The organism is Meiothermus sp. (genome assembly GCF_037443965.1).
In the GTDB taxonomy this organism is placed as follows: domain Bacteria; phylum Deinococcota; class Deinococci; order Deinococcales; family Thermaceae; genus Meiothermus.
Genome location: NZ_JBBINI010000025.1, coordinates 1 through 19417, shown reverse-complemented (window position 1 = coordinate 19417; position 19417 = coordinate 1). Strand labels below are relative to the sequence as shown.

The 19417-nt window shown below is 60.3% G+C and carries 20 protein-coding genes; 2 read left to right on the top strand and 18 right to left on the bottom strand.

Annotated elements, in window-relative coordinates; genetic code table 11:
• Nucleotides 1-111: 111 nt before the first annotated feature.
• The gene (locus WKI89_RS12915; RefSeq protein ID WP_337870246.1) at nucleotides 112-780 is read right to left on the bottom strand and encodes a glycosyltransferase family 2 protein; all 669 of its coding nucleotides are present in this window, start codon (nucleotides 778-780) and stop codon (nucleotides 112-114) included.
• A 16-nt stretch (nucleotides 781-796) separates the two neighbouring features.
• On the opposite strand from WKI89_RS12915, the gene WKI89_RS12910 reads away from it, so the two are divergent.
• Complete coding sequence (locus WKI89_RS12910; RefSeq protein ID WP_337870244.1) at nucleotides 797-1978, top strand: MFS transporter; 1182 nt, start codon at nucleotides 797-799, stop codon at nucleotides 1976-1978.
• Nucleotides 1960-3138 (top strand): polysaccharide deacetylase family protein, encoded by a 1179-nt coding sequence (locus tag WKI89_RS12905; protein WP_337870242.1) that lies wholly within the window; start codon nucleotides 1960-1962, stop codon nucleotides 3136-3138. Before WKI89_RS12910 ends, WKI89_RS12905 begins: the two co-directional genes overlap by 19 nt.
• A gap of 106 nt (nucleotides 3139-3244) precedes the next feature.
• On the opposite strand, the gene WKI89_RS12900 is transcribed toward WKI89_RS12905, so the two are convergent.
• The 17 genes from WKI89_RS12900 to WKI89_RS12820 form a co-directional block, all read right to left on the bottom strand.
• Nucleotides 3245-4036 carry a metal ABC transporter permease gene (locus WKI89_RS12900; RefSeq protein ID WP_337870240.1) on the bottom strand — a complete coding sequence of 264 codons (792 nt, stop codon included), beginning with the start codon at nucleotides 4034-4036 and terminating at the stop codon, nucleotides 3245-3247.
• A gap of 1 nt (nucleotide 4037) precedes the next feature.
• Entirely contained in the window at nucleotides 4038-4808 is a 771-nt protein-coding gene (locus tag WKI89_RS12895) for an ABC transporter ATP-binding protein (protein ID WP_337870238.1), read from the bottom strand.
• A 44-nt stretch (nucleotides 4809-4852) separates the two neighbouring features.
• Complete coding sequence (locus tag WKI89_RS12890; RefSeq protein ID WP_337870236.1) at nucleotides 4853-6259, bottom strand: pitrilysin family protein; 1407 nt, start codon at nucleotides 6257-6259, stop codon at nucleotides 4853-4855.
• Entirely contained in the window at nucleotides 6256-7740 is a 1485-nt protein-coding gene (locus WKI89_RS12885) for a pitrilysin family protein (RefSeq protein ID WP_337870233.1), read from the bottom strand. Before WKI89_RS12885 ends, WKI89_RS12890 begins: the two co-directional genes overlap by 4 nt.
• Nucleotides 7741-7976: 236 nt before the next feature.
• Complete coding sequence (locus tag WKI89_RS12880; RefSeq protein WP_337870231.1) at nucleotides 7977-8390, bottom strand: hypothetical protein; 414 nt, start codon at nucleotides 8388-8390, stop codon at nucleotides 7977-7979.
• An 11-nt stretch (nucleotides 8391-8401) separates the two neighbouring features.
• Nucleotides 8402-9475 carry a cytochrome c peroxidase gene (locus WKI89_RS12875; RefSeq protein WP_337870229.1) on the bottom strand — a complete coding sequence of 358 codons (1074 nt, stop codon included), beginning with the start codon at nucleotides 9473-9475 and terminating at the stop codon, nucleotides 8402-8404.
• A 16-nt stretch (nucleotides 9476-9491) separates the two neighbouring features.
• On the bottom strand, nucleotides 9492-10235 hold the full coding sequence (locus WKI89_RS12870) for an MbnP family protein (protein WP_337870228.1): 744 nt from the start codon (nucleotides 10233-10235) through the stop codon (nucleotides 9492-9494).
• A 59-nt stretch (nucleotides 10236-10294) separates the two neighbouring features.
• Entirely contained in the window at nucleotides 10295-11446 is a 1152-nt protein-coding gene (locus WKI89_RS12865; protein ID WP_337870226.1) for a CopD family protein, read from the bottom strand.
• Nucleotides 11447-11549: 103 nt separating this feature from the next.
• Nucleotides 11550-11957, bottom strand: a complete 408-nt coding sequence (locus WKI89_RS12860; RefSeq protein ID WP_337870224.1) for a copper resistance CopC family protein — start codon at nucleotides 11955-11957, stop codon at nucleotides 11550-11552.
• A 215-nt stretch (nucleotides 11958-12172) separates the two neighbouring features.
• Nucleotides 12173-12538: a DUF2946 family protein gene (locus WKI89_RS12855; RefSeq protein WP_337870222.1), complete on the bottom strand. Its 366-nt coding sequence runs from the start codon at nucleotides 12536-12538 to the stop codon at nucleotides 12173-12175.
• Nucleotides 12539-12607: 69 nt separating this feature from the next.
• Entirely contained in the window at nucleotides 12608-13306 is a 699-nt protein-coding gene (locus WKI89_RS12850) for a gamma carbonic anhydrase family protein (protein ID WP_337870220.1), read from the bottom strand.
• A gap of 19 nt (nucleotides 13307-13325) precedes the next feature.
• Complete coding sequence (locus WKI89_RS12845; protein ID WP_337870217.1) at nucleotides 13326-13733, bottom strand: NUDIX hydrolase; 408 nt, start codon at nucleotides 13731-13733, stop codon at nucleotides 13326-13328.
• A complete protein-coding gene (locus WKI89_RS12840; RefSeq protein ID WP_337870215.1) occupies nucleotides 13730-14599 on the bottom strand; it encodes a DUF1028 domain-containing protein in 870 nt (289 codons plus the stop codon). The genes WKI89_RS12845 and WKI89_RS12840 overlap by 4 nt, the downstream gene beginning before the upstream one ends.
• Before the next feature lie 5 nt (nucleotides 14600-14604).
• On the bottom strand, nucleotides 14605-15189 hold the full coding sequence (gene aat / locus WKI89_RS12835; protein WP_337870309.1) for a leucyl/phenylalanyl-tRNA--protein transferase: 585 nt from the start codon (nucleotides 15187-15189) through the stop codon (nucleotides 14605-14607).
• A gap of 104 nt (nucleotides 15190-15293) precedes the next feature.
• Nucleotides 15294-17063: an ATP-binding protein gene (locus WKI89_RS12830; protein WP_337870213.1), complete on the bottom strand. Its 1770-nt coding sequence runs from the start codon at nucleotides 17061-17063 to the stop codon at nucleotides 15294-15296.
• The gene (locus tag WKI89_RS12825) at nucleotides 17060-18022 is read right to left on the bottom strand and encodes a hypothetical protein (protein WP_337870211.1); all 963 of its coding nucleotides are present in this window, start codon (nucleotides 18020-18022) and stop codon (nucleotides 17060-17062) included. Before WKI89_RS12825 ends, WKI89_RS12830 begins: the two co-directional genes overlap by 4 nt.
• Before the next feature lie 263 nt (nucleotides 18023-18285).
• On the bottom strand, nucleotides 18286-19362 hold the full coding sequence (locus WKI89_RS12820) for a tetratricopeptide repeat protein (protein ID WP_337870209.1): 1077 nt from the start codon (nucleotides 19360-19362) through the stop codon (nucleotides 18286-18288).
• Nucleotides 19363-19417 lie beyond the last annotated feature (55 nt).

Sequence of the window (19417 nt, the reverse complement as noted above, 5' to 3'; positions counted from 1 at the left end):
TCGGCTAAGCTTCCCCTGGCTGAACCGAACGGCTGTCAAACCGTTTCCGCTTGAATCCTTCACCGCCTTGCGTAGTCAAAGATGAAGGAATGCGTATCCAACTACCTGCCCCTACCTTGGTTCAAAGTACCCCGACGGGTTCCCACTAAGGTTTTTGAGCTGCTGTAGAAAAAATTTCGTCCAGCCGCCCTTGACCCGCCGCGCCGAAGTGAGCACGAGGGCATCGCGCACGTAGCATACGCGGCCTTGGGCCTTCAGGCGCGAGCCCAGAATCACGTCCTCAGCCGCTTCCACCACTGGGTAGCCCCCCAGTTCCAGGGCGGTCTGACGATGAAAGGCCATGTTGGCAGCGGCCAGGTTGGGCCTACCCAGAAGCATCATCATCTTCAGAAAAACACCGTAGCCCAGCTCGGTGAGCCCCTCTTGCCAGGCTGGAAGGCCAAACATACGCAAGGGGCCATAAAGGGCGATGCAGCTTTCCATATGGGGTCGCAGGGCCTCGAGCCAACCCGCTACCGGTCTGCTGTCGGCGTCGGTGGTAGCCACCCAGTCGCCGGTCGCGGCTTCCAGCCCCGCCTGGCGGGCGACCGCAACCCCTGGGGTGGGGCACCGAACCAGCTTGACCCCCGTATCCATCACCAGCGCTGCGGTTTGGTCGGTGGAGCCATTATCCACCACGATGATTTCGTCGGGTGGCAGGGTCTGGCGCTTTAGAGCCTGCAAACACCCTACAATGAATTTTTCTTCATTTCGGGCAGGAATTACCACAGAGATGCGCACAGGTATACTCTAATGCGTGCGCCTCAAGTTACAACGTCTCTCCCCCTGGCGCCTCAAAGGCTTATCGGCAGTAGCCCGACTCATACTGGCGTGGGGGCTGCTGGAAGGAGTGCGCAACGGATTCTATGCGGGTTATCTGGCCATTCACGGGGGGCATCTGGGCTTTACCCTGGCCGTGATCGGCACCGCCTGGAGCATTCACCTGCTATCGGACAGCTTCAGCAAAAGCCTGGGCGGCTATCTTTCGCAAAAGCTCGGGATGGGCATCGTGACGCTGGTGGGGGGTGGCGTGGGGTTGGTCGCCCTGCTGGTCACGCCTTATGCGCAGTCTCCCATTTTGCTCTTCGGTCTGAGCCTAGTCTGGGGTGTGTCGCTTTCCGCCATCTTTCCGGGCCTGCTAACCCTGAGCAGCCAGGTAGCGGTACAAGGACGGGAAGGCCGGGCCGTGACCCTGACCAACATGCTAACCACGCCTTGGACAGGTATTGGGGTGCTGGGGATAGGCTTTGTGACCAAGGTCAACCCCGGCCTGGCTCTGAACATCCTCGAGTGGGCGCAGATTGCCGTCATCCTGATTGGCCTTTCGCTGATTTTCCGTCCCGAAAGGGTACGCCCACCCCGCCAGGAACTCTACCCGTGGCGCCGACTTTTGTTGTTCATTCCCGCGGCTTTCGGGCAAACCTTTGCCCCCGCGTTGTTTAGCTTTTACATTCTCAAATATGCCCAGAGCCTTGGTCTGAGCATGTTCTGGATAACCGTGCTGATTGTGGTGGGAGGGGTTATTTCCACCATTTTGCTGATCTGGACTGGCCGTCACGCCGACCGCAAAAGCCCCCGTGAGCTGCTGATCGTGGGGCTGGTGCTCATCGGCATGGCCATGATTGGCCTGGGCCTCAAGCCTGGGCTATCCGTCTTATTGCTGCTGGCCGTGATCGGTGGGATTGGCTTTGGTTGCTTTGGCCCCGCTTGGAATGCGCTGGTGGTGCGCTTGTTGCCCGAGAACAACCGAGCAGCCGCCTGGGGTACTCTGATGACCGTTGAGGGGCTGGGCCATGCCATTGGCCCTGCCGTGGGAGGGGTTTTGGCAGCCGCCATTGCCAGCAATGCGCCTTTCTTTGTGGGTGGAGTCATCATGTTGGTGCTGAGCGTGTTCTATGTAATAGCACTTTGGAGGCCTTGGTGGATGCCGCAACCCTAGTTGGTTCTTTCGCAGGATTAGTCCTGCTGGCTTATGCGCTGGCAGAAATCCTGGGACGTTGGATGGGCCTGGGGGCTTTGGTCTGGGGCAACCGCGCCGATCCCAGGATTGCCCTTACCTTTGACGATGGCCCCTCGGAACAAACCGAGGCGATTCTAAAACTGCTCGAAAAATACCGTGCGAACGCCACTTTCTTCCTGACCGGACAAAGGGCCGAACAAAGACCCGAGCTGGTCGAGAAAATCCGGCAGGCCGGACACCAGATCGAAGCCCACGGTTACTGGCACCGCCCGGCTATTTTGATGGCCCCCTGGACCGAATGGGTGCAAATTCGCAAAAGTCCGGGCAAGCTTTACCGCCCCCCCTGGGGCATTCATTCACCCTTCACGCACCTGTTTGCCCGGCTGCATGGAAAACAGATTGCTCTGTGGGACGTAGAATCCCAAGACTGGCTTAACAGGCACGCTGAGCAACTCGTCCATCGAATGATGTTCTATGTGAAGGGGGGCTCGGTCTTGCTGCTCCACGACGGCCCTAAGCTCACGTTGGAGGTGCTCGAAATCCTGCTGCCCAGGCTGGTGGAAAATGGATACCAGATGGTTCGCATGGATGAACTGGATCTGAAGCCGCTGGGGCCGCGCCAGGGGCTTATTCGCGTCAACCAGGGCCATGAGGAACGCTACGACCGACGGGTGGGCAGCATCAAGGTGGGTCATCGCTACAACCACATCATGCGGCTGGAACTCCAGCCCTACCCTGGGCCCAACCTGCCTGGGTATCCAAAGGGGACTCCCTGCGCGCACATCCACTTCGAATCGGCCCGCATGGCCGACATGACCACCATGCAGGTCTTGCGGGCTTTTCGAGAAACTTTCAAGGAGATCGTGCAGTTTTTAGAAGAGCATCCTGAGGTGAAATTTTTATTCGGCTACAGCTATCTGGGACAAGGGGCACGCACCCTGGGTTTTCAGACCCACCCCGTCCCGAAGGCCCTCGAGCTCCAGTCCAAACTGACCACAGCCTGGTTTGCCTGGCTCTACCGGGGCGAGGTGGCTCGCCATCTCTTCAGCGCCCCCGCCGAGGTGGTATACATCACCCGCGAAACCATCCTGAGCAAATACGGGCCAAAACCTGAGGCCCAGCAACAGCAGACAAAATAGAGCCGCCGCCAGCAACAACGGCACCATCCTGTTTATTACAGCCGTTGCGAAAATATGCGCATCTCAGCTTCGACAGGCTAAACGACGCCTGCAATGGCAATTGCCCCTACCGACGTAGCAACAGGGCCAGTCCAAAGAGCAGGGCCTGCACCAGCACAATCACGCTGCCGGTCGGGACATCCAGGACATACGATACAACCAGTCCTGGAATGACCGATAGAATCCCTATCGCCAATGAAAGCAAAGTCATGGCTGCAAAAGTATGGCTCAGCAAGCGGGCCGTGGCGGCAGGGATAACGATAAAAGCCGCGATAAGAACAATCCCTACCACCTTGACCGAGACCACCACCACCAGGGCAATTAGGGCCGAAAGCAGGTAGTCGTGGAGCATCACCGGCTGGCGGTCGGCCAGGGCCAGTTCGCGGTCGAAGGTGGCATAGGCCCAGTAGCGCCACATCGGAGCCAGCAGGGCCACCCCCAGGGCGATGAGGCCCATCACCCGCAGGTCGGTTGGGGTAACGGTCAGGATGGAGCCGAACAGGTAGGCCACCGCGTCGGGGGCAAAGCCCTGGCGCATGGACATAAAGAGCACCCCCAAAGCCACCGAGACCGCGAAGAAGATGCCTATAGCGGTATCGTCGCCCAGGTTGCTGCGCTCGCGCACCCAGGTGATCGCCAGCGAGACCCCCACCGCGAAAGGTATGGCTACCCAGAGCGGCTCCTCGTGCAGAAGTAGCCCAAGCGCCACCCCGGCGAAGGCCGCGTGGGCCAGGCCATCCCCCAGAAAGGAGAGGCGGCGTTGTACCACCAAGACGCCCAGGTAGCTGGCCAGCCCGCCTACCAGAAGGCCGGCCAGCAGGGCCCGTTGCATAAAGGGAAGCTGAAGCGCCTCGAGCATCCTAGCGCCCCCCCAAGACCACCTGGTGGGCGTGACCCACGTGCCCAAAGGCCTGGCTCAGGCACTCGTGGCAGAGCACTTTTTCGGGCGGGCCGTAGCCCACCACCCGCCGGTTGAGCACCAGCACCGCCGAGGCATGGTGCTGGGCGGCCTCCCAGTCGTGGGTGATCATCAGGATGGTGGCCCCGCTTTCGGCCTGGTAGGCCTCGAGGTGGCGGTACAGGTCGGCCTCCCCGACCACATCCACCCCGGTGGCGGGCTCATCCAGCAGCAGCAGCCGGGGCTGGCGGATCAGGCTCCGGGCCAGATAAACCCGCTGCAGCTCGCCCCCCGAGAGCCCGCCCAGCCGGCGGTTGGCCAGGTGCAGGGCCCCCACTTTTTCCAGCACCTCGGCGGCCTGCCGGCGCTCCTCCTGGCCAATCCGGAAGGGCCAGTGCCGCCGCAGACCCGAGACCACCACCTCGATGGCCAGGGCTGGAAAGCTGCGGTCAAAGCCTTTGACCTGCGGCACGTAGCCCACCCAGCCGGGCGGCACCTCACGGGGCGGATGACCAAAGACCCGGATGCGCCCGGAAACCCGGGTGGGGCCGTCGCGCATGGAGCCCCGCTCCAAGCCCAGCAGGGCCTTGAGCAGGGTGCTCTTGCCGGCCCCGTTGGGGCCCACCATAGCCACAAAAGCCCCTTCAGGCACCTCGAGGCTCACCTCTTGCAGCGCCTGGAACTCGCCAAAGCGCACCGAATACTGCTCAATCTGCACCGCCAGCGCGGCCATATTTACTGATAATACGCTATCAATAGGTCTTTGGATAGGGGCGGTTATTCCAGCGGTACCTCCACCACGTTGCCCAGGCTCGAGAGCGGCTTGTCGAACTGGCGCTGGTCGCCCACCACCACAATCACAAACTGCTCCGGACGCACATACTGCTGCATCACCCGCTGCAAATCGGCCGGGGTAGCGGCCTGAATCTGGCGCACGTACTGCTCGTAGTAGTCGGCAGGCAGGCCCAGCATCTGCGTACGGGCGATTCGCTCCGCAACAGCTTGTTTGGAGGTAAAGCGGAAGACCTCGGCATTGAGGATGTTGTTGCGGAAGAGCTCGAGCTCCTCCTGCGACACAGGACGGCTTTGCAGGTCGCGGAACTGTTGGAGCATGATCTCGATAACCTCGGCGGTTTTCTCAACCCTCGAGATCGAGGCCCCGTAAATGAAGCCCGGCCAACCGAAGCCCTGGGTCTGGGCCCCACCGGTGGCATAGGCCAGGCCACGCTTGGTGCGGACTTCCAGGAAGAGCCGGCTGTTAAAGCCATCCCCCAGCACCCGGCTGGCCAGATCCAGCTCGCTGTAGCCACCGGCATAAGCGGTGACGGTGGGGTTGCCCATGTAGATGACGCTCTGGTTGGTCTCCTTCTGCACAAAGTAGATGCTGGGCTTGGGGCTGGGCGACGCAAAGGTGGGGAGGGCCACCTCTCCGCGCTGCCAGCCCTGTAAAGCCCGTTCCAGCTTGGCGGTCATTTCCTGGGTGTTGAAGTCGCCGGTAATCGCCATCACTGCCACATTGGGCTTGAAGAAGCGCTGGTGAAAAGCCACCAGGTCGTCGCGGGTGATGGACTGGATAGAGGCTGCACTGCTGACCAGCCCCGAGGGGTGCCCTTCGTTGATGCGGCGCAGGAATTCGCGTACGGCAATCTGGGTGGGCTGGTCGTTGCGGCGACGGATAGCCTCCAGAGCCCGCCCCTTTTCCAAGTCCAGCCGCTGCTGAGCAAAACTGGGGCGGATTAACACATCGGCCCAAATCGAGAGCACCTGATCCAGGTTCTCGGTCAGGGTGTTGAACGCTACCGAGGTGAAGAGGTTATCGGTGTTGACACTTACCGTGGCGGCTAGGGTTTCTAAGGTCTCATCAATCTGGTCAGCGCTGCGGTTGCCGGCTCCGCCAGTGCGCATCACACTGGAGAAAATCCCGCTCATACCCACTTTATCGGCAGGTTCATAGATCGAACCAGCCCGCAGGTAAATGCGCCCCGTCACGAAGGGAAGGGTGCGGTCTTCAATGAGCAAGACCGTCACGCCGTTGGAAAGCTGCACTCGAGTAGGCTGGATAGCAGTAGGTTGTAGGCGCTGGAATTGCAGCTTGAAGGGGTCGGGCCAGTCGGCAGGTACGCCTCCCTGAGCCAGGCTAAAACAGGCCAGAAGACCCACGAACATCATTCCCAAAGCTTTCATCGGCTGGCTCCTCTCGTAACCAGGGTGGCGACGGTGCGGTTTTGCGGGGTAAAGTACTTGCGGGCCGCTTGCTGAATTTCCTCGGCAGTGATGGCGTTGTAGATGGCTTCTTCTTCGAAGATGCGCTGGTAGCCGCCAAAGAACAGCTCGTAGAAAGCCAGGGTCTGGGCCAGGCCAGGCCCGCCTTGCAGAACCCTCAGATAGGCCGCGCGGGTCTGGTTGCGCACCCGTTGCAGTTCCTGGGCTGTGACTGGCTCGTTTTTGAGGCGTTCTAATTCCTCGTAGATGATGCGTTCCAGGTCCTGGGTGGTACGCGGAGCGCGGGGCTGGGCCGAGATGGTAAACATGTTGGGATAGCGGAAGCCTGGCGAGGATGAACTTGAACTGACATTGAGCGCAACTTGTTCGGTGAGAACCAGGCGGCGGAACAGGCGGCTGGTACGGCCCTCGGTCAGGATGGAATCAATCATATCCATCACGTAGGCCTCGCGGTTGGGGTAGGTGGGCTTGTGGAAGCCAATCAGCAGGCTGGGCTGGGCATTGTACTCGATGCTCACCCGACGCTCGGCGGTCTGGGGCGGCTCAGCGGGGATGTTCAGGTTGGGGCGCTCGGGGCCTCTGGGGATCACCCCCATATAGCGGCGCACCAACTGGATATCCCGTTCGGGCTCCACGTCCCCTACCATCACCAGCACCGCCCGGTTGGGGTGGTAGTGGGTCTTCCAGAACTCCATGGCCTTATCCACCCGGTAGCCCTGAATCTCCTCACGGCTACCAATCAGCGGGCGGCCGTAGGGATGTACCTGGAAAGCAGCGCGCAGAAATGCTTCGCTCAAGGCTCCGTTGGGGTCGTTCTCGCTGCGCTGACGGCGCTCCTCCAGCACCACGTCGGCCTCTTCGTAGAAGCTGCGGAAAACCGCGTTCAGCATCACGTCGGCATAGACCCGCAGGTAGAGCTCGAGGCGGTTGGAGGGGAGCGAAACCCGGTAGTCGGTGCGGTCGTAGCCGGTGGAGGCGTTCAGGCCCTGCTCGCCATTGTTGGTAAAGAGCTGGTCAATGGCGTTTGGCAAGGCCAGTTTCTTAGCCTCTTCACGGGCTTGGTTGAAGGCTGTTGTAAGGCGCTGGATTTCCTCCTGCGAAGCCCGGTTGGCAATGGCGCGATCCAGATCGGCACGGGCTTTGTCAATGGCCTCGAGGGCGGCTTTTTCCTTGGCCCAGTCTAGGCTGCCAATGCTGGGCGTGCCCTTAAAGGCCATGTGCTCGACCATGTGGGCAATGCCCCCCAGGCCGGGTGCCTCGTCCACCCCACCCACATCGAACATCAGGTTGAAGTGGATCACCGGGGCGGTCTTGTCGGGCACCATCAGCACCCTCAAGCCGTTGTCGAGGGTATATTTGCGGATCTGTTCACGGAGCTGCTGAGCCAAAGCCCCTGGCAGCAGCAGCACCAGCAAGAGCAACCAGACCAGTCTTCTCACCATGTCCTCCTGTGCGTCATTAGAGTCGTTACCATTACGCCGCAAATTCCGCGTCCAGACTGAAGGAAGGTCTACAGTTGCTACCAGGTTCGGCTGGCTCTTTACGGAATGGTCTCCAGCAGTCCAAGCAGATGCTGTCCGTGTGGTAGAAGGTGATACCGCCCCTGAAGCAGGCTTCGCCACTAACCACGTTTACCCGCTCGAGAACCCATTGACGCTCTGCGGAAGCAAGGCCCACTCTACCGCCCTGTCGGGGGCGGCAAGACCTGGATGATGCTCTGCATGATAAAAGGCGGAACCCGCTTGCCCGGCAGGGGCCGCCCCATGAGCACCAGAAAGTAGGGGCCGGGTTTGGGGAAGGTCACCACCCCTTCCACGCGCCCAGTGCGTGGGTTGGGCTGCAAGCGCACCTGGGCGTCGGGCTGGGCGGTGGCGCTTACCCGGCCTTGGTAAAAAAGCAGCGTACAAAAGCAGTCCTGTGGCTTGATGGGCAGACCGCCCACCTGGATGTACTCAATCCAGGCCACCGTGGCCTTGCCGGCGATGGGCGGGGCGTCGTTGGGTTCAAAGTCTACCTGGCCCTGCACATAGCCCCCGCTGCCCTCAAACGGGTGGCCCCAGGCCCACCCCAGACCGAGCAGCAGAACAAACATTCGAGCATACCTCATGGTGTACTTCCCTTTCCGCCGGGCGGCAGCAAGGCTGGGTTGGTGATAAAACTCGTATCGGTGAGGGCCTCCAGGAAGGCCACCAGATCGTCTACTTCCTGGTCGGTGAGGCCCAGGGGCCGGATGAGGGCGTCGGCATTGAGGTTGGGCTCGCCACCGCGGTTGTAGTGCTGGACAACCTCCCGCAGGGTTCGGATGGAGCCGTCGTGCATATAGGGGGCAGTGAGCGCAACATTGCGCAGGGTGGGGGTTTTAAACTTGCCCACGTCCTCGTCCTTGCCGGTGGCACGGGCCAGCCCGATGTCCTTGTAGACCGTGTAGAGGGCGGTGTTGCGGGGCTCATCGTCGGTGAAGTCGGTGCCCACGTGGCAGTGGAAGCAGTCGCCCTTCTCGCTTAAGAAAAGCTCCATCCCCCGCAGGGCGGCCGGGCTCAGGGCCTGGTCGTCGCCGGCCTGGTAGCGGTCGAAGGGGCTATCGTACGAAAGCAGGGTGCGCTCGAAGGCCGCGATAGCGTAGGTAACAGCCCTGAGGCTGGGGGGCTCGCCAAAGACCTCCCGAAAGGCCTGGGCGTACTCGGGGATGGCCTGGAGCCTCTGGGCGAGCTCCTCGGGCTCGAGGCCCATCTCGTCGTGGGCGGTCAGGGGGCCCACCGCCTGGAGCTCGAGCCGGGGAGAGCGGCCTTCCCAGAACAGGTGCCGACGGAAGCCCACGTTGGTCAGGGTGGGCGCGTTGCGGATACCTTGACGGCCAAAGATGCCGGTACTCACCGGCTTACCCCCATCGCTGAAAGCGAACTCGGGCCGGTGGCAGCTTGCACAGGCGATGGTGTTGTCCTTGGAAAGTCGGGGGTCGTAGAAGAGCTTGCGCCCGAGCGCCACCTTGGCCGGGGTCTGGGGGTTGTCCTCGGGGATGGGCACGCTCCGCTCAGCAAAAACAATGCGTGGGCTGGAGGGGTGCGGGGGCGGCGGCTCGGCCACAGGGGGCGGCGGAGCGGTGCGGGGCCAGAAGTACCAGCCCAGCAGGCCCACCCCCAGCAGGAGCCCCACCCATACCATTGGACGCCGTCGCATACACATCACCTCGAGGCTACTGGGCCAGCGAGAAGGCCGACTGCATGTTGAAGTACACCACCGACATCAGAAGGGCAGTTTCGGGGCCCAGGCCGTGGAGTTGGCGCAGGGATTGCTTGCGCCAATCCAAAAAAACCCCACCCGGCCCCGGCTCGAAGGCCTTGGCCACGTCCAGGTTGAGCAAGATGGATCCGCCACCGGAGGGGATGTTGATCTGCACGCGCCGGGTCTGGAGGTCGTGCAGGCGCACCGGTAGACGGAAGGTATCGGTGCCCATGTGGATGACCCATTTGGGGCTGCCTTCGGGCAGCAGGGCCCTACCCTCGAGCCTGTAGAAGATGTAGCCGGGGTTCCAGGCCCAGTACATGCCGGAGTTCACCCCCAGGGGTAGTTGCTGAGTTGCTGCATCGAGGTGATTAAGTTCACGGGGTACACCCACATTGAAGCGAATGCCCCGGTATTGTCCAGCGGGCACGTCCATCTTCACTACACTCACTCCCTGCGTCGGGGCATCGCGTTTGAAGTCGGCCAGCACCAACCCATCTACCTTGACCTCACTACCGTCGGGGCGCACCAACGCCAGATCGGAGATATAAAACTTGAGCATGTCAATCTGGTAACGCTGACCCTGCGGGGTCTGGTAGGTCTGACCAAATTGCATCGGTTGATCGCCAATCCGCAGGTTAATCTTGAGTTCAACCGGCGCAGCCATGACACCGGTCAATAGCAATGGTACGAGGGAGAGAAACCATCTGTTCATGACAACCACTCCTTCTTTGAGGTTAGCAAACCAAAGCACAGAATCGTGTGAAACGGCGCTTAACGCATCACACTCAAGCTAAACTCGAGGGTCTTATCCGGCAGTTCTAGCGTGATGAGCCACTCGCCGGGTTTTTCGGCGATCAGCGCAGTGTGATACTGCGACTTGTAGAAAGGAACCGGGGTATCCTCGCGAACTTCGGTGCCGTTTACGGCTCGAACTCTCAGCGTAGGCCCCCCCTCGAGCAGATTGCCTGAGGCATCGCGTAGATCTAAGTATAGGTGAATCAGGCTGCCCTGGCTAAACAACTGGCCGGTGTAGCGCCGGTCGCCCAGGGTCTCGGCGATGTTGATGAGGCGGGGTGCGGCCTGGCTGGCTGGGGGGGGCGGTTCGGTGGTGGCCAGGAAACCACTGGCCAGTAGCACCCCCAGCAGCAAGGCGGCCTCGAGGCTCACCGTCTGCAAACCCTTGGCCCGCTTCTCCCGCAGCCGGGGCAAAAGCCGCAGCCGGTTGACCGCCGCCAGGCCCACCACCAGCCCCACCAGCCCCAGCTTGAGCAGCAGGCGTTGGCCGTAGGCACTGCCCCACAGGTTGGCCACCTCACCCAGCCGAACCCAGGACAGGTACAAACCCATCAGCGTCACCAGCACCACCGCACCCAGGCCCAGGGCCGAAAGGCGCTGAATGGCCCGCAGAATGGCCTCGTACTTCGTGCCCGGCCAGGCCACCGCCAAGGCCAGCACGCCCCCGCCCCAGGCCGCCCCGAATGCCAGGTGCACAAGCCCGGCAAAGATCTGCACAAGCCCGCCCCCAGCGGCATGCGAGGTGAGGGTGAGGGTGAAAAGGAGCCCCAGCGCCAGCGGGGGATAGAGCCAGCGATCCAGGCGAAACCAGCCCATGGACAGAAACAGCAAACCCAGCAACAGCCCCAGCCGCAACAGCAGCCAGTTGCCCTGGGAGGTCTCGAGCAGGTAACTGAGCAAAAGCGAGGTATCGCCCAGCATCCAGGTTAGGTGATACACGCCATAGAGGGTAGCCCCCAGGGCCAGCAAAAAACCCCCCGAAAGCAGGTACCACAGCCGCCAGCGCTGGGCCCTGGCCGCCTCCGGCCCCACATACCGGCTGAACACCCCACCCCCCAGCAGCATGAACACCCCCAGGTAAAGGACAGCCCGCAGAATCGAGAGGGTATTGTCGTGTTCGTGGGGCATAGCAGTTCAGTGATTGGGGTCAGTTGAGGGCTGAATGCCCAGCGGGGTTTCCGCAGCCAAGCACTTAGAGCGTCTCCCCAATACCCGATAGACCACCAGAACGCTAAGATGGCCTGTAGACAAACACGAAGAAATCGGTCTCGGTATGGCCATCCACCCCCAGGTTCTTCCACATCACCACATAGGCCCCCGGCTTCAGGCCCGGCTTGAGGGACAGGGTTACGGTCTTGCTGGTGCGGGCGGTGGTGGTGACCCCTGTATCCACGCGGCGGGAGCCGTCGTTACGAAGGGGCAACACCTGCTGGACCAAGGGGCGGGCCAGACGCTTGAGCCGTGTAGAACTGCCCCAGGTTTCCGGGGGAGCGCTTAGCAGGTAGACCTTGAAGGTAGAAAGGCGCACCTCCACGGCCTGGCTGAAGTTGATGGTTACAACACTGGGCGCTGTCTTGAGCGTAGCACCCGCTGTGGGTATCGAGCTTCGGTATTCGGCATGAGCTAAGACTACACCCATCCATACCAAACAAAACCAAAAAATTCTCATTACGTTTTCCTTGTGAAGCGGCTAGAACAGAGGGGCCCAGTAAAGCAACCCGTCTTGTCAGGTTGCAAAGCCCCATAGCTACTTGTCACAGCTTCCAACATCTACCCGCGACTGTTTATATATGAATGGCACGAATCAGGCATTGAGCGTGTCCACACAACCAACGATTGGGAATACACAAGCATTCAAAGCCGCATACCAAAGTCTGGCGGCCCTCGAGCCGCTATGGCCTTCAGAAACTCGTCTTTGGCATGGGTTTCTCCTAACCACAACCGAAGTGCAAAAAAGACCCGCTGGCAGAGGCCAAGGTCTGGAATCAACCAAGGTAACACCATCTGCAAAAAGCACAAAGGGCAGTGCTCATGGTGGGGATGGGTCTTTCCGGTATCGTGTTGGTGTGCTGTTTCATGCTGCTGCACCCGAACGGGTTCTGGCGAGAACATCACCACTCCCCGCAGGCCAAACAGCAGCGAGGTAAGCAAGACCACCCCTACCAACCCGAGCTTTGCTACAGGTTGCAGGGTTCCTGGCCGACTGCCCAACGCTATCACTTCTATACCAGTGTACTCGAGGGCTGCACTAGAACAGAAGATTTCTAAACAAAGAATGAGCAGCCCTACTCATATCTGACGAATCAGGCCCTCGCGTACCAATTCATGCAGAATCTCGGGTTTGGTATCACCGACACGTCCGTCCACAATGGCTTTCAGGGCCGTTAGCGCCTCCGGTTCACCCCGCTTGAGCTGTAAATGTAGATCGCTGAATGGATTGAGGGCATCCTGCCCTCGCAAGGTAATCTGGTAGCGACCAATTGGAGTAATCGGCGAAAGGTGGGCCAGGTAGTGGCGGGAGAGGTCCATGTAACGCTCGGCATTCTGCGTCGGCTCAACTGGGCCGCGCACCTTAGCCGGAATACCAATCGCCAGCATACCCGCGGGAATTTCCATACCTGGCGGGACTACTGCTCCAGCACCCACCATGGCCCCTTTGCCCACCTTAGCCTGGTTGAGCACCACCGCTCCAATGCCGATGAGTGCGCCGTCCTCCACCATCGCTCCATGTACCACTGCGCGGTGGCCCACCGTCACGTTCTGTCCCAGAATACAGGGATCCCCCGGATCGGCATGTAAAATTGCACCATCTTGCACGTTGCTACCTGCACCTATCACCACTTTCTCGGTATCCGAGCGCACCACCGCACCAAACCAGACCGAAGCGTTCTCGCCAATCTCCGCTTGCCCGACGATCACGGCATTGGGCGCAATGAAGGCGGTAGGGTGAATTTGGGGTGCGTGTTCATCCAGACGGTAAACAGCCATGCTTGCTCCTTGCTAGGGCTCAGTCTATGCCGAAATTTTTCTCTTGAATATGCCTTAACGCTTCTTCCAACAGTTCCACGTCCTCGGGGAAGGCCAGCAGTCGCCGGGCCTCATCCAGATCGAAAAAACCTGCTCCATAAAGCCCTTTTTCCAGTTGAATCCTGCCCTGGCCCTCCATCAAAAACCAATGGATTTCTCTGGCAATTCCCTTGTTGTTGGTGTAGCGGGTCATCGAAAGCGCTTGCTTGACCCTGCCCTTGATCCCAGTCTCTTCTTCTACTTCGCGCAGTGCCGCCTGGTGAAGGTTTTCCCCTGCCTCGGGGTGTCCTTTGGGAAAACACCAGTATCCCTGACGATCTCGAATTAACAAAACCTGGCCCTTGGGGTTAAAAAGCACCCCGCCTGCACCTTGTACAGGGCTTTTCATGCAAATTTCTCCTGAAGATACCGCAAGGCCGTCTCGTCCAGGGCTGGGCCACCCTGGTATCGTTCTTCGAGGTTCTCTCGCCCGATGAGGGCCGAAAAAGCCTGCTCGGTAGCCTGATCCCACTGACCGCTAATGGCCCCGGTGTAGTACCCGTGGCGGTGCAATAAGGTCTGAATCCAAACGACTTCCTCAGTGCTCAATGGTCTGCTGGATTCACCCGCCCCAAAGAGCAGCCGATGAATCCCTAGCAACCGCTGCAACTCCACCACCGGGTCGGGATGGTCGTCTACCCGTAGGTCAATCCAGCGTTCCATACCGCCGTAGCCCTTCCCCTGGCCGACCACCAGCAAGGCGGCCGATTGTCGCCCACGTTGGTCGCCCCCAGCCCGGTCGGCCTGCAGCAGCGCCTCCAGAAGCCGTTCGGGAAAAGGCAGATCGGCACGCTGCAGAAAGGTGCGCTCGAGCGCCTCCAACACCTCTGGCCCTGCTAGTAGATTGCCCTGGGCCGCGTAGTCGGACCCCCAGCGGCTGCCCGCCCAAGCATGGCACTCCTGCCCGGTGTAGCTCAGGCTCTCGCCGGTAGCCAGTACATAGCCAAACTGGCGCTTGGCCAACTCGGGATCGTTGCGAGCAAATACGGCCAAAATATCCTCCGGGCCCGCACCCGCTTCCATCAAGGCTAGACCGGTAGGGCCAAAACCGGGGTTAACGTAGGATTGGGTCGCCACTGCGCCCACGCCCGCTTTGGCCCAAGGCACCAGAAAACCGACTGCGAGAAATTTACTAGCCACCGCAATCCCCAGATCGCCGGTATCAGGGTCGCGGGCCACCAGGGAGAAGGTGTGAAGCGGAAGGGTTGCTTTCATGGGCTCTATCCTACTTTCTCTGTAAACCTAACCGGCTTGGCGATGGCTCGATGCAAATGTTGCAGGAAAACCTGCGGCTCCACCTCCACTGCGCCAAAACGCGCTAGGTGCGGGTTTTGCACCTGCACATCAAAAACCTCGAAACCTCTCTGGCGCAGATGCTCCACCAACCGCACCATAGCCACCTTGGAGGCATTGGGAACACTGTAAAACATGCTGTCGCCGATAAAGGCAGCCCCCAGCGCCACACCCAGAATGCCGCCTGCCAACCTGCCCTTGTGCCAGGTTTCAAAGCTATGGGCAAAGCCGTATCGGTGCAGACTCAGATAGAGCCAGGCCACTTCGGGGGTAATCCAGGTCTCGCTTTTGTATGACCAGCCACGGGTTGCACAACCCTCGAGCACCCCCGCAAAATCACTGTTGATCCGAATCTCGAAGCACCCAGAGTTGATCACCCGGCGCAGACTACGGGGAATGTGGAACCGCTCATCCAGGGGCATCAAGGCCCGGTAGGGCGTACCGTAGGCCCGCTGATCGAACCAGCCAATTCCCTGTTCCATCCCTAGGGGAAAATACCCCTGGGCATACATACGCAGCACTGCTTGTAAGTTTTGCCTGTCCACAAAGGGATATCTCGTGCCCGAGTCTCACGGGTCTGGCGGCAGAGCTACCTGCACGGAGCTACCCACCCATCTTAATCTATCAGTCTGGATAGCTTTTCTGCGGATACGTCCTCACTCACCTCGTCTTTTTTCATGGCCCAGGCCGGCAGCGGAAAGGTGAGGGCCAGCGGCACGGGCACCTCGGGCTGGTGGAGAATCATGGTTCCTTGCGGCAAAATTACTGCCCGCTGGCGGAAGGATGGGGGCAGGTAGCGGTACTCAGGCCGCTCGGCCTCGGCGGCGTCGAGGCGGCCCACCACCCGGATGGCGGCGTTGCCGACAATCCGGCTCTCCACCTCGGAGGCGGTTTGTTGCGCGCCGATCAGAATCACGCCCAGGCTGCGCCCCCGCTCGGCGATGTCCAGCAGAATGTCTTTGATGGGGCTTTCGCCGTCACGGGGGGCATACTTGTTCAACTCGTCCAGCACCACAAACACCCGGCCTGCATAATCGCCGCGCTCTTTGCGCCCGAACACCTCACGTAAAATGGAGCCCACCACAAACATCTGCCCTTGCGCCGAGAGTTGGTGAATATCCACCACGCTTACCTGAGCCTGACTCGAGAGCGGATTGGGGCGGTTGCCCGCCTTATCACCCCGAATCAGGTGCTCGACGTTGCCAATGGCTGCGCGCAGGCGGCGCACGAAAGCCTCGAGGGTTCCGGTAGCTTGCCGGGCTGTCCAGCGTGGATCGCCCTTAAGCCGCTTGTTTTCGTCCTCTTCAGTGGTCTCTGGGCCCAGCAGCTTGAACTCTATGTAGCGCACGAGTGCAGTAAAGGTGGTGACTTTGAGCTTACCCAATTCGTTAAAGGCCACGTCGGCCTCCATGGCCGAAAGCTCGTCGGTCCAGTCATCTACTTGCAGGGCCGGGCCTTTCTGGCCACCCTTTTCATCACCCACCAGGCGACGCAGGCGCTCGGTCACCTGGTCAATCAGAAAGCCCAGGTTGCTCATAGCCCCCCGGTCGGTAAACAAAAACGGCAGCAGCCCCTCGCGGCAGAACTGCACCAAGTCCCAGTGGTAAGCGCTGGCATCGTGGCGGCCCACATCGGCCAGGATGTCGCCGGGGGTTTTGCGAGGCGGGGCCAGGAAGGCCACGCTCCGGAAGGCCTGGGCGGGCAGTCCCAGCTTTTGATAGGCGGCTTTAGCCTCGTCGTTCAGGCCGCTGTTGTCCTTGTCGAGGTAGAACAGATCCTCCCCCTTGACGTTAAAGATAAGGGCCTTGGTGTTGGCTTTTTGTCGGTTGGCGGAAGACTGAAAGATGCTGTGCAGCAAAAAGGTGGCGTAGCTGGTCTTGGCCGCTACCCCCGAGACCCCCGAAATATTGACATGCCCGCCCTTGAAGCCATTTAGGAATTCGAAGTTGACATAGGCCACCTCACCGTTTTTCAGGAGGCCCACCGGGAGTTTTTGCTCCTGCATCCGGTCGTAATACAGCGCCAGCTCGAGCAGGTCGCCCTGCGCCAGGTAGACCGGCGCGCCGGGGTCGGGGGGCAGGTATTCCTCCGGCATGATCCGGGTGATCTGCACGTACGCGACATAGGAAAGGCTCACCGGTAGCAGGTTGCGCTGGGCCAGGAACACATCGGTGTCGAACGGTTTCCCCTCGTAGAGCTTGATCACATCAACCACCATGCCGTAGTAGCGCACGTTGCCGTTCTCATCGCCCTTGCGCGGGTCGGGGTGGCGAAACTCGACATAGACCAGATCGTCGAGGCGCAGGTACTGCCCCTCCTCAACGCCAACCCAGAAATCCAAGGCCTTTGCTTCGCGGCTACCCAATACCATGCCCACCTGTCTCACAGCTTCCTCCCGACATATCCAAACAATGCCTGCACGATTCTACGCCGAACCACATCACCCTGCCCCATGTGCCTTCCAAGCCACTGCTCCAGGCCCCCTATGGGGATTAGGTTTTGCGGTGCGCGTGGGTCTTTGGCGGGTGAGGAGGCCAGGGCGCAAAACAGGCTGACCGAAAGATCGGCCAGTCGAACCGCCTCGCTGGGCTCCTCGGTGGGGGTCTCGATGCGCAGGAGAGCCGCGCCGCTGTAGAAGGTGCTGTTTGGTTCCAGGGGCAGGCGCACGTACCACGAGAACACGTCCAGCGGACGCTTCAGGGCATAGCCCGGAATCTGGAATATGGGGCTGCGCTGGTAGGGTTGTAGGTCATACAATAAGGCTTGCTGCTCCGGCCCAAGGTAGGTCGCGGCCTGGGTCTTGGTGTAACCCAGCAGCCGTCCGGGTTCACGGTAGTCCTGCTCACCGGGGAAAATCTGCCCATCCACAATCACCAGGCCGCCCTCGAGCGTGTTCACCAGGCTGGCCTCCAGGCGGCGCATCACCTCGGTTACCTTACTGCGCAGGTTGGCAGGGTCGGATTTTGCCGTCTTGATGGGCTCATAATGCCTAAGGCCAGGGGGTAGGGGTTCCTCGAGGTCGCTGCTGTGTAACAGGATGTGGCGTTTCAGGGGTTCTCCCACTGGGCGGATACCCCCGCCGTCGCGCAGCACAGCCCCCGCAATCACCGTAGCCAGCAAGGCCCGCTGCCCCCTTGCATCAGCAATCTGGGCGTCTATGCGCTGGCGGCCATCCACCAGGTACACGATGGGCCAGTCATGGGGTTCGATTTTTGGTGGCGTATGGGCCATCCAGTCGCCCTCGTAGTGGATTTTGACATCCTCGAGGCCGCTTCCCTCGTCTTCGGCCCCAACCCGTTCGGGCAGGGCATAGTCGGGGTTCCAGGCTTCCAGCTTCCAGGCCATAGGCCCAATGTACAATATTTTGCTTTACACGAAAATATCTTTACGAAAAATGTTAGGGCCATATTCGCCTGCAGCCGTTATCTTTTCCAACTTGCAGATCGCTGTCTGCAGGCCCAGCCACCTTATACGCATTCCGGCAGTATCGTTCACTATTGAAAGCCTAAGCGATACTGCCGGAATGCACTTCTACTCCCTTCGGTCGGCTTGAATCCTTCACCTTTGACTACGCAAGGCGGTGAAGGATTTTTCAAGCGGAAACGGTATTACTTCAGACGGTTGAGTACGTCCTGGGCTTCTTTGAAGTCGGGCCGCAGCTTGAGGGCTTGTTCACACTGGGCCTTCGCACCGGCTTTATCCCCCAGCAGTTCGTTGGCGCGGCACAGCCAGAAACGGTAGACCGGGTTGTCCTGCTCCAGGGCCACGGCCTTGGTGAAGTTGAAGCGGGCTTTTTGAAAATCCTTAAGTTCAATCAAAACCTGGCCCAAGCCAATATAGGCATCCGGAAAACGCACCGGCGAAAGGGCCACGGTCTGCTGATAGGAAACACCCGCCTGCTGCCAGTCCTTTTTTTCGTAGTAGGCATCGCCCCGACGCAACCAAGCTTCGGCATTGCCAGGGGTCAGAATCACAGCCTGATCGAGATGTTCTACAGCCAGGTCTACATTACCCCGAAGCAATAGCAAGCTGCCATACTTGACCCGCAAACCAGCGTTCTTGGGGGCCGCTTTCACAGCATCATCGTAATTCTTAAGGGCCTCGTCCCATTTGCCCTGTCGAATATAAATATCTGCCAGCAAGGCCCGGACTATGGGCTCGTCCTTGATGGCGAGCGAACGATTGATGGATTCAACCGCCTGGTCGAGCCGGTTCTGATAGGCCAAGACCGTGCCCCGGGTGGCATAGATGGGAGCGTATCGGGAGTTGACCCGCTCGGCCTCGCGAAGGATGCTCAGGGCCTGATCCAACAGATTTTTGGAGGCTTCGCGGTTTTCGGCCAGCAGGTATTGGCGGACATAAACCTGGGCCAAGGCCACATACGACTGGATAAAGCTGCTGTTGAGGGTAATGGAGCGGCGCAGGTTTTCGATGGCCGCCGTAAAGCGGTTGAGCTCGGACTGTACCCGTGCCAGCAGGTACAGGTTTTCTGCGCTGGGCGCCTCCTTGACGGCACGCTCACAGGCTGTGAGGGCCGCTTCTGGACGCCCAGCATCAAGCAGCAGCGCGCACAGGCTGGCCTGGGTTTGCGGCCGGGATGAGGGCTGTGAAGGCTGGGCCGGATTTTGTTGCGCCAATACACCTCCCAAAGCCAGCACCATCCCAAAGAACCAGAAACGCATCATCTTCCTCCTAAACAACCCAACCCATACAGTTGCAAATCACAAGCCCGCGACCACC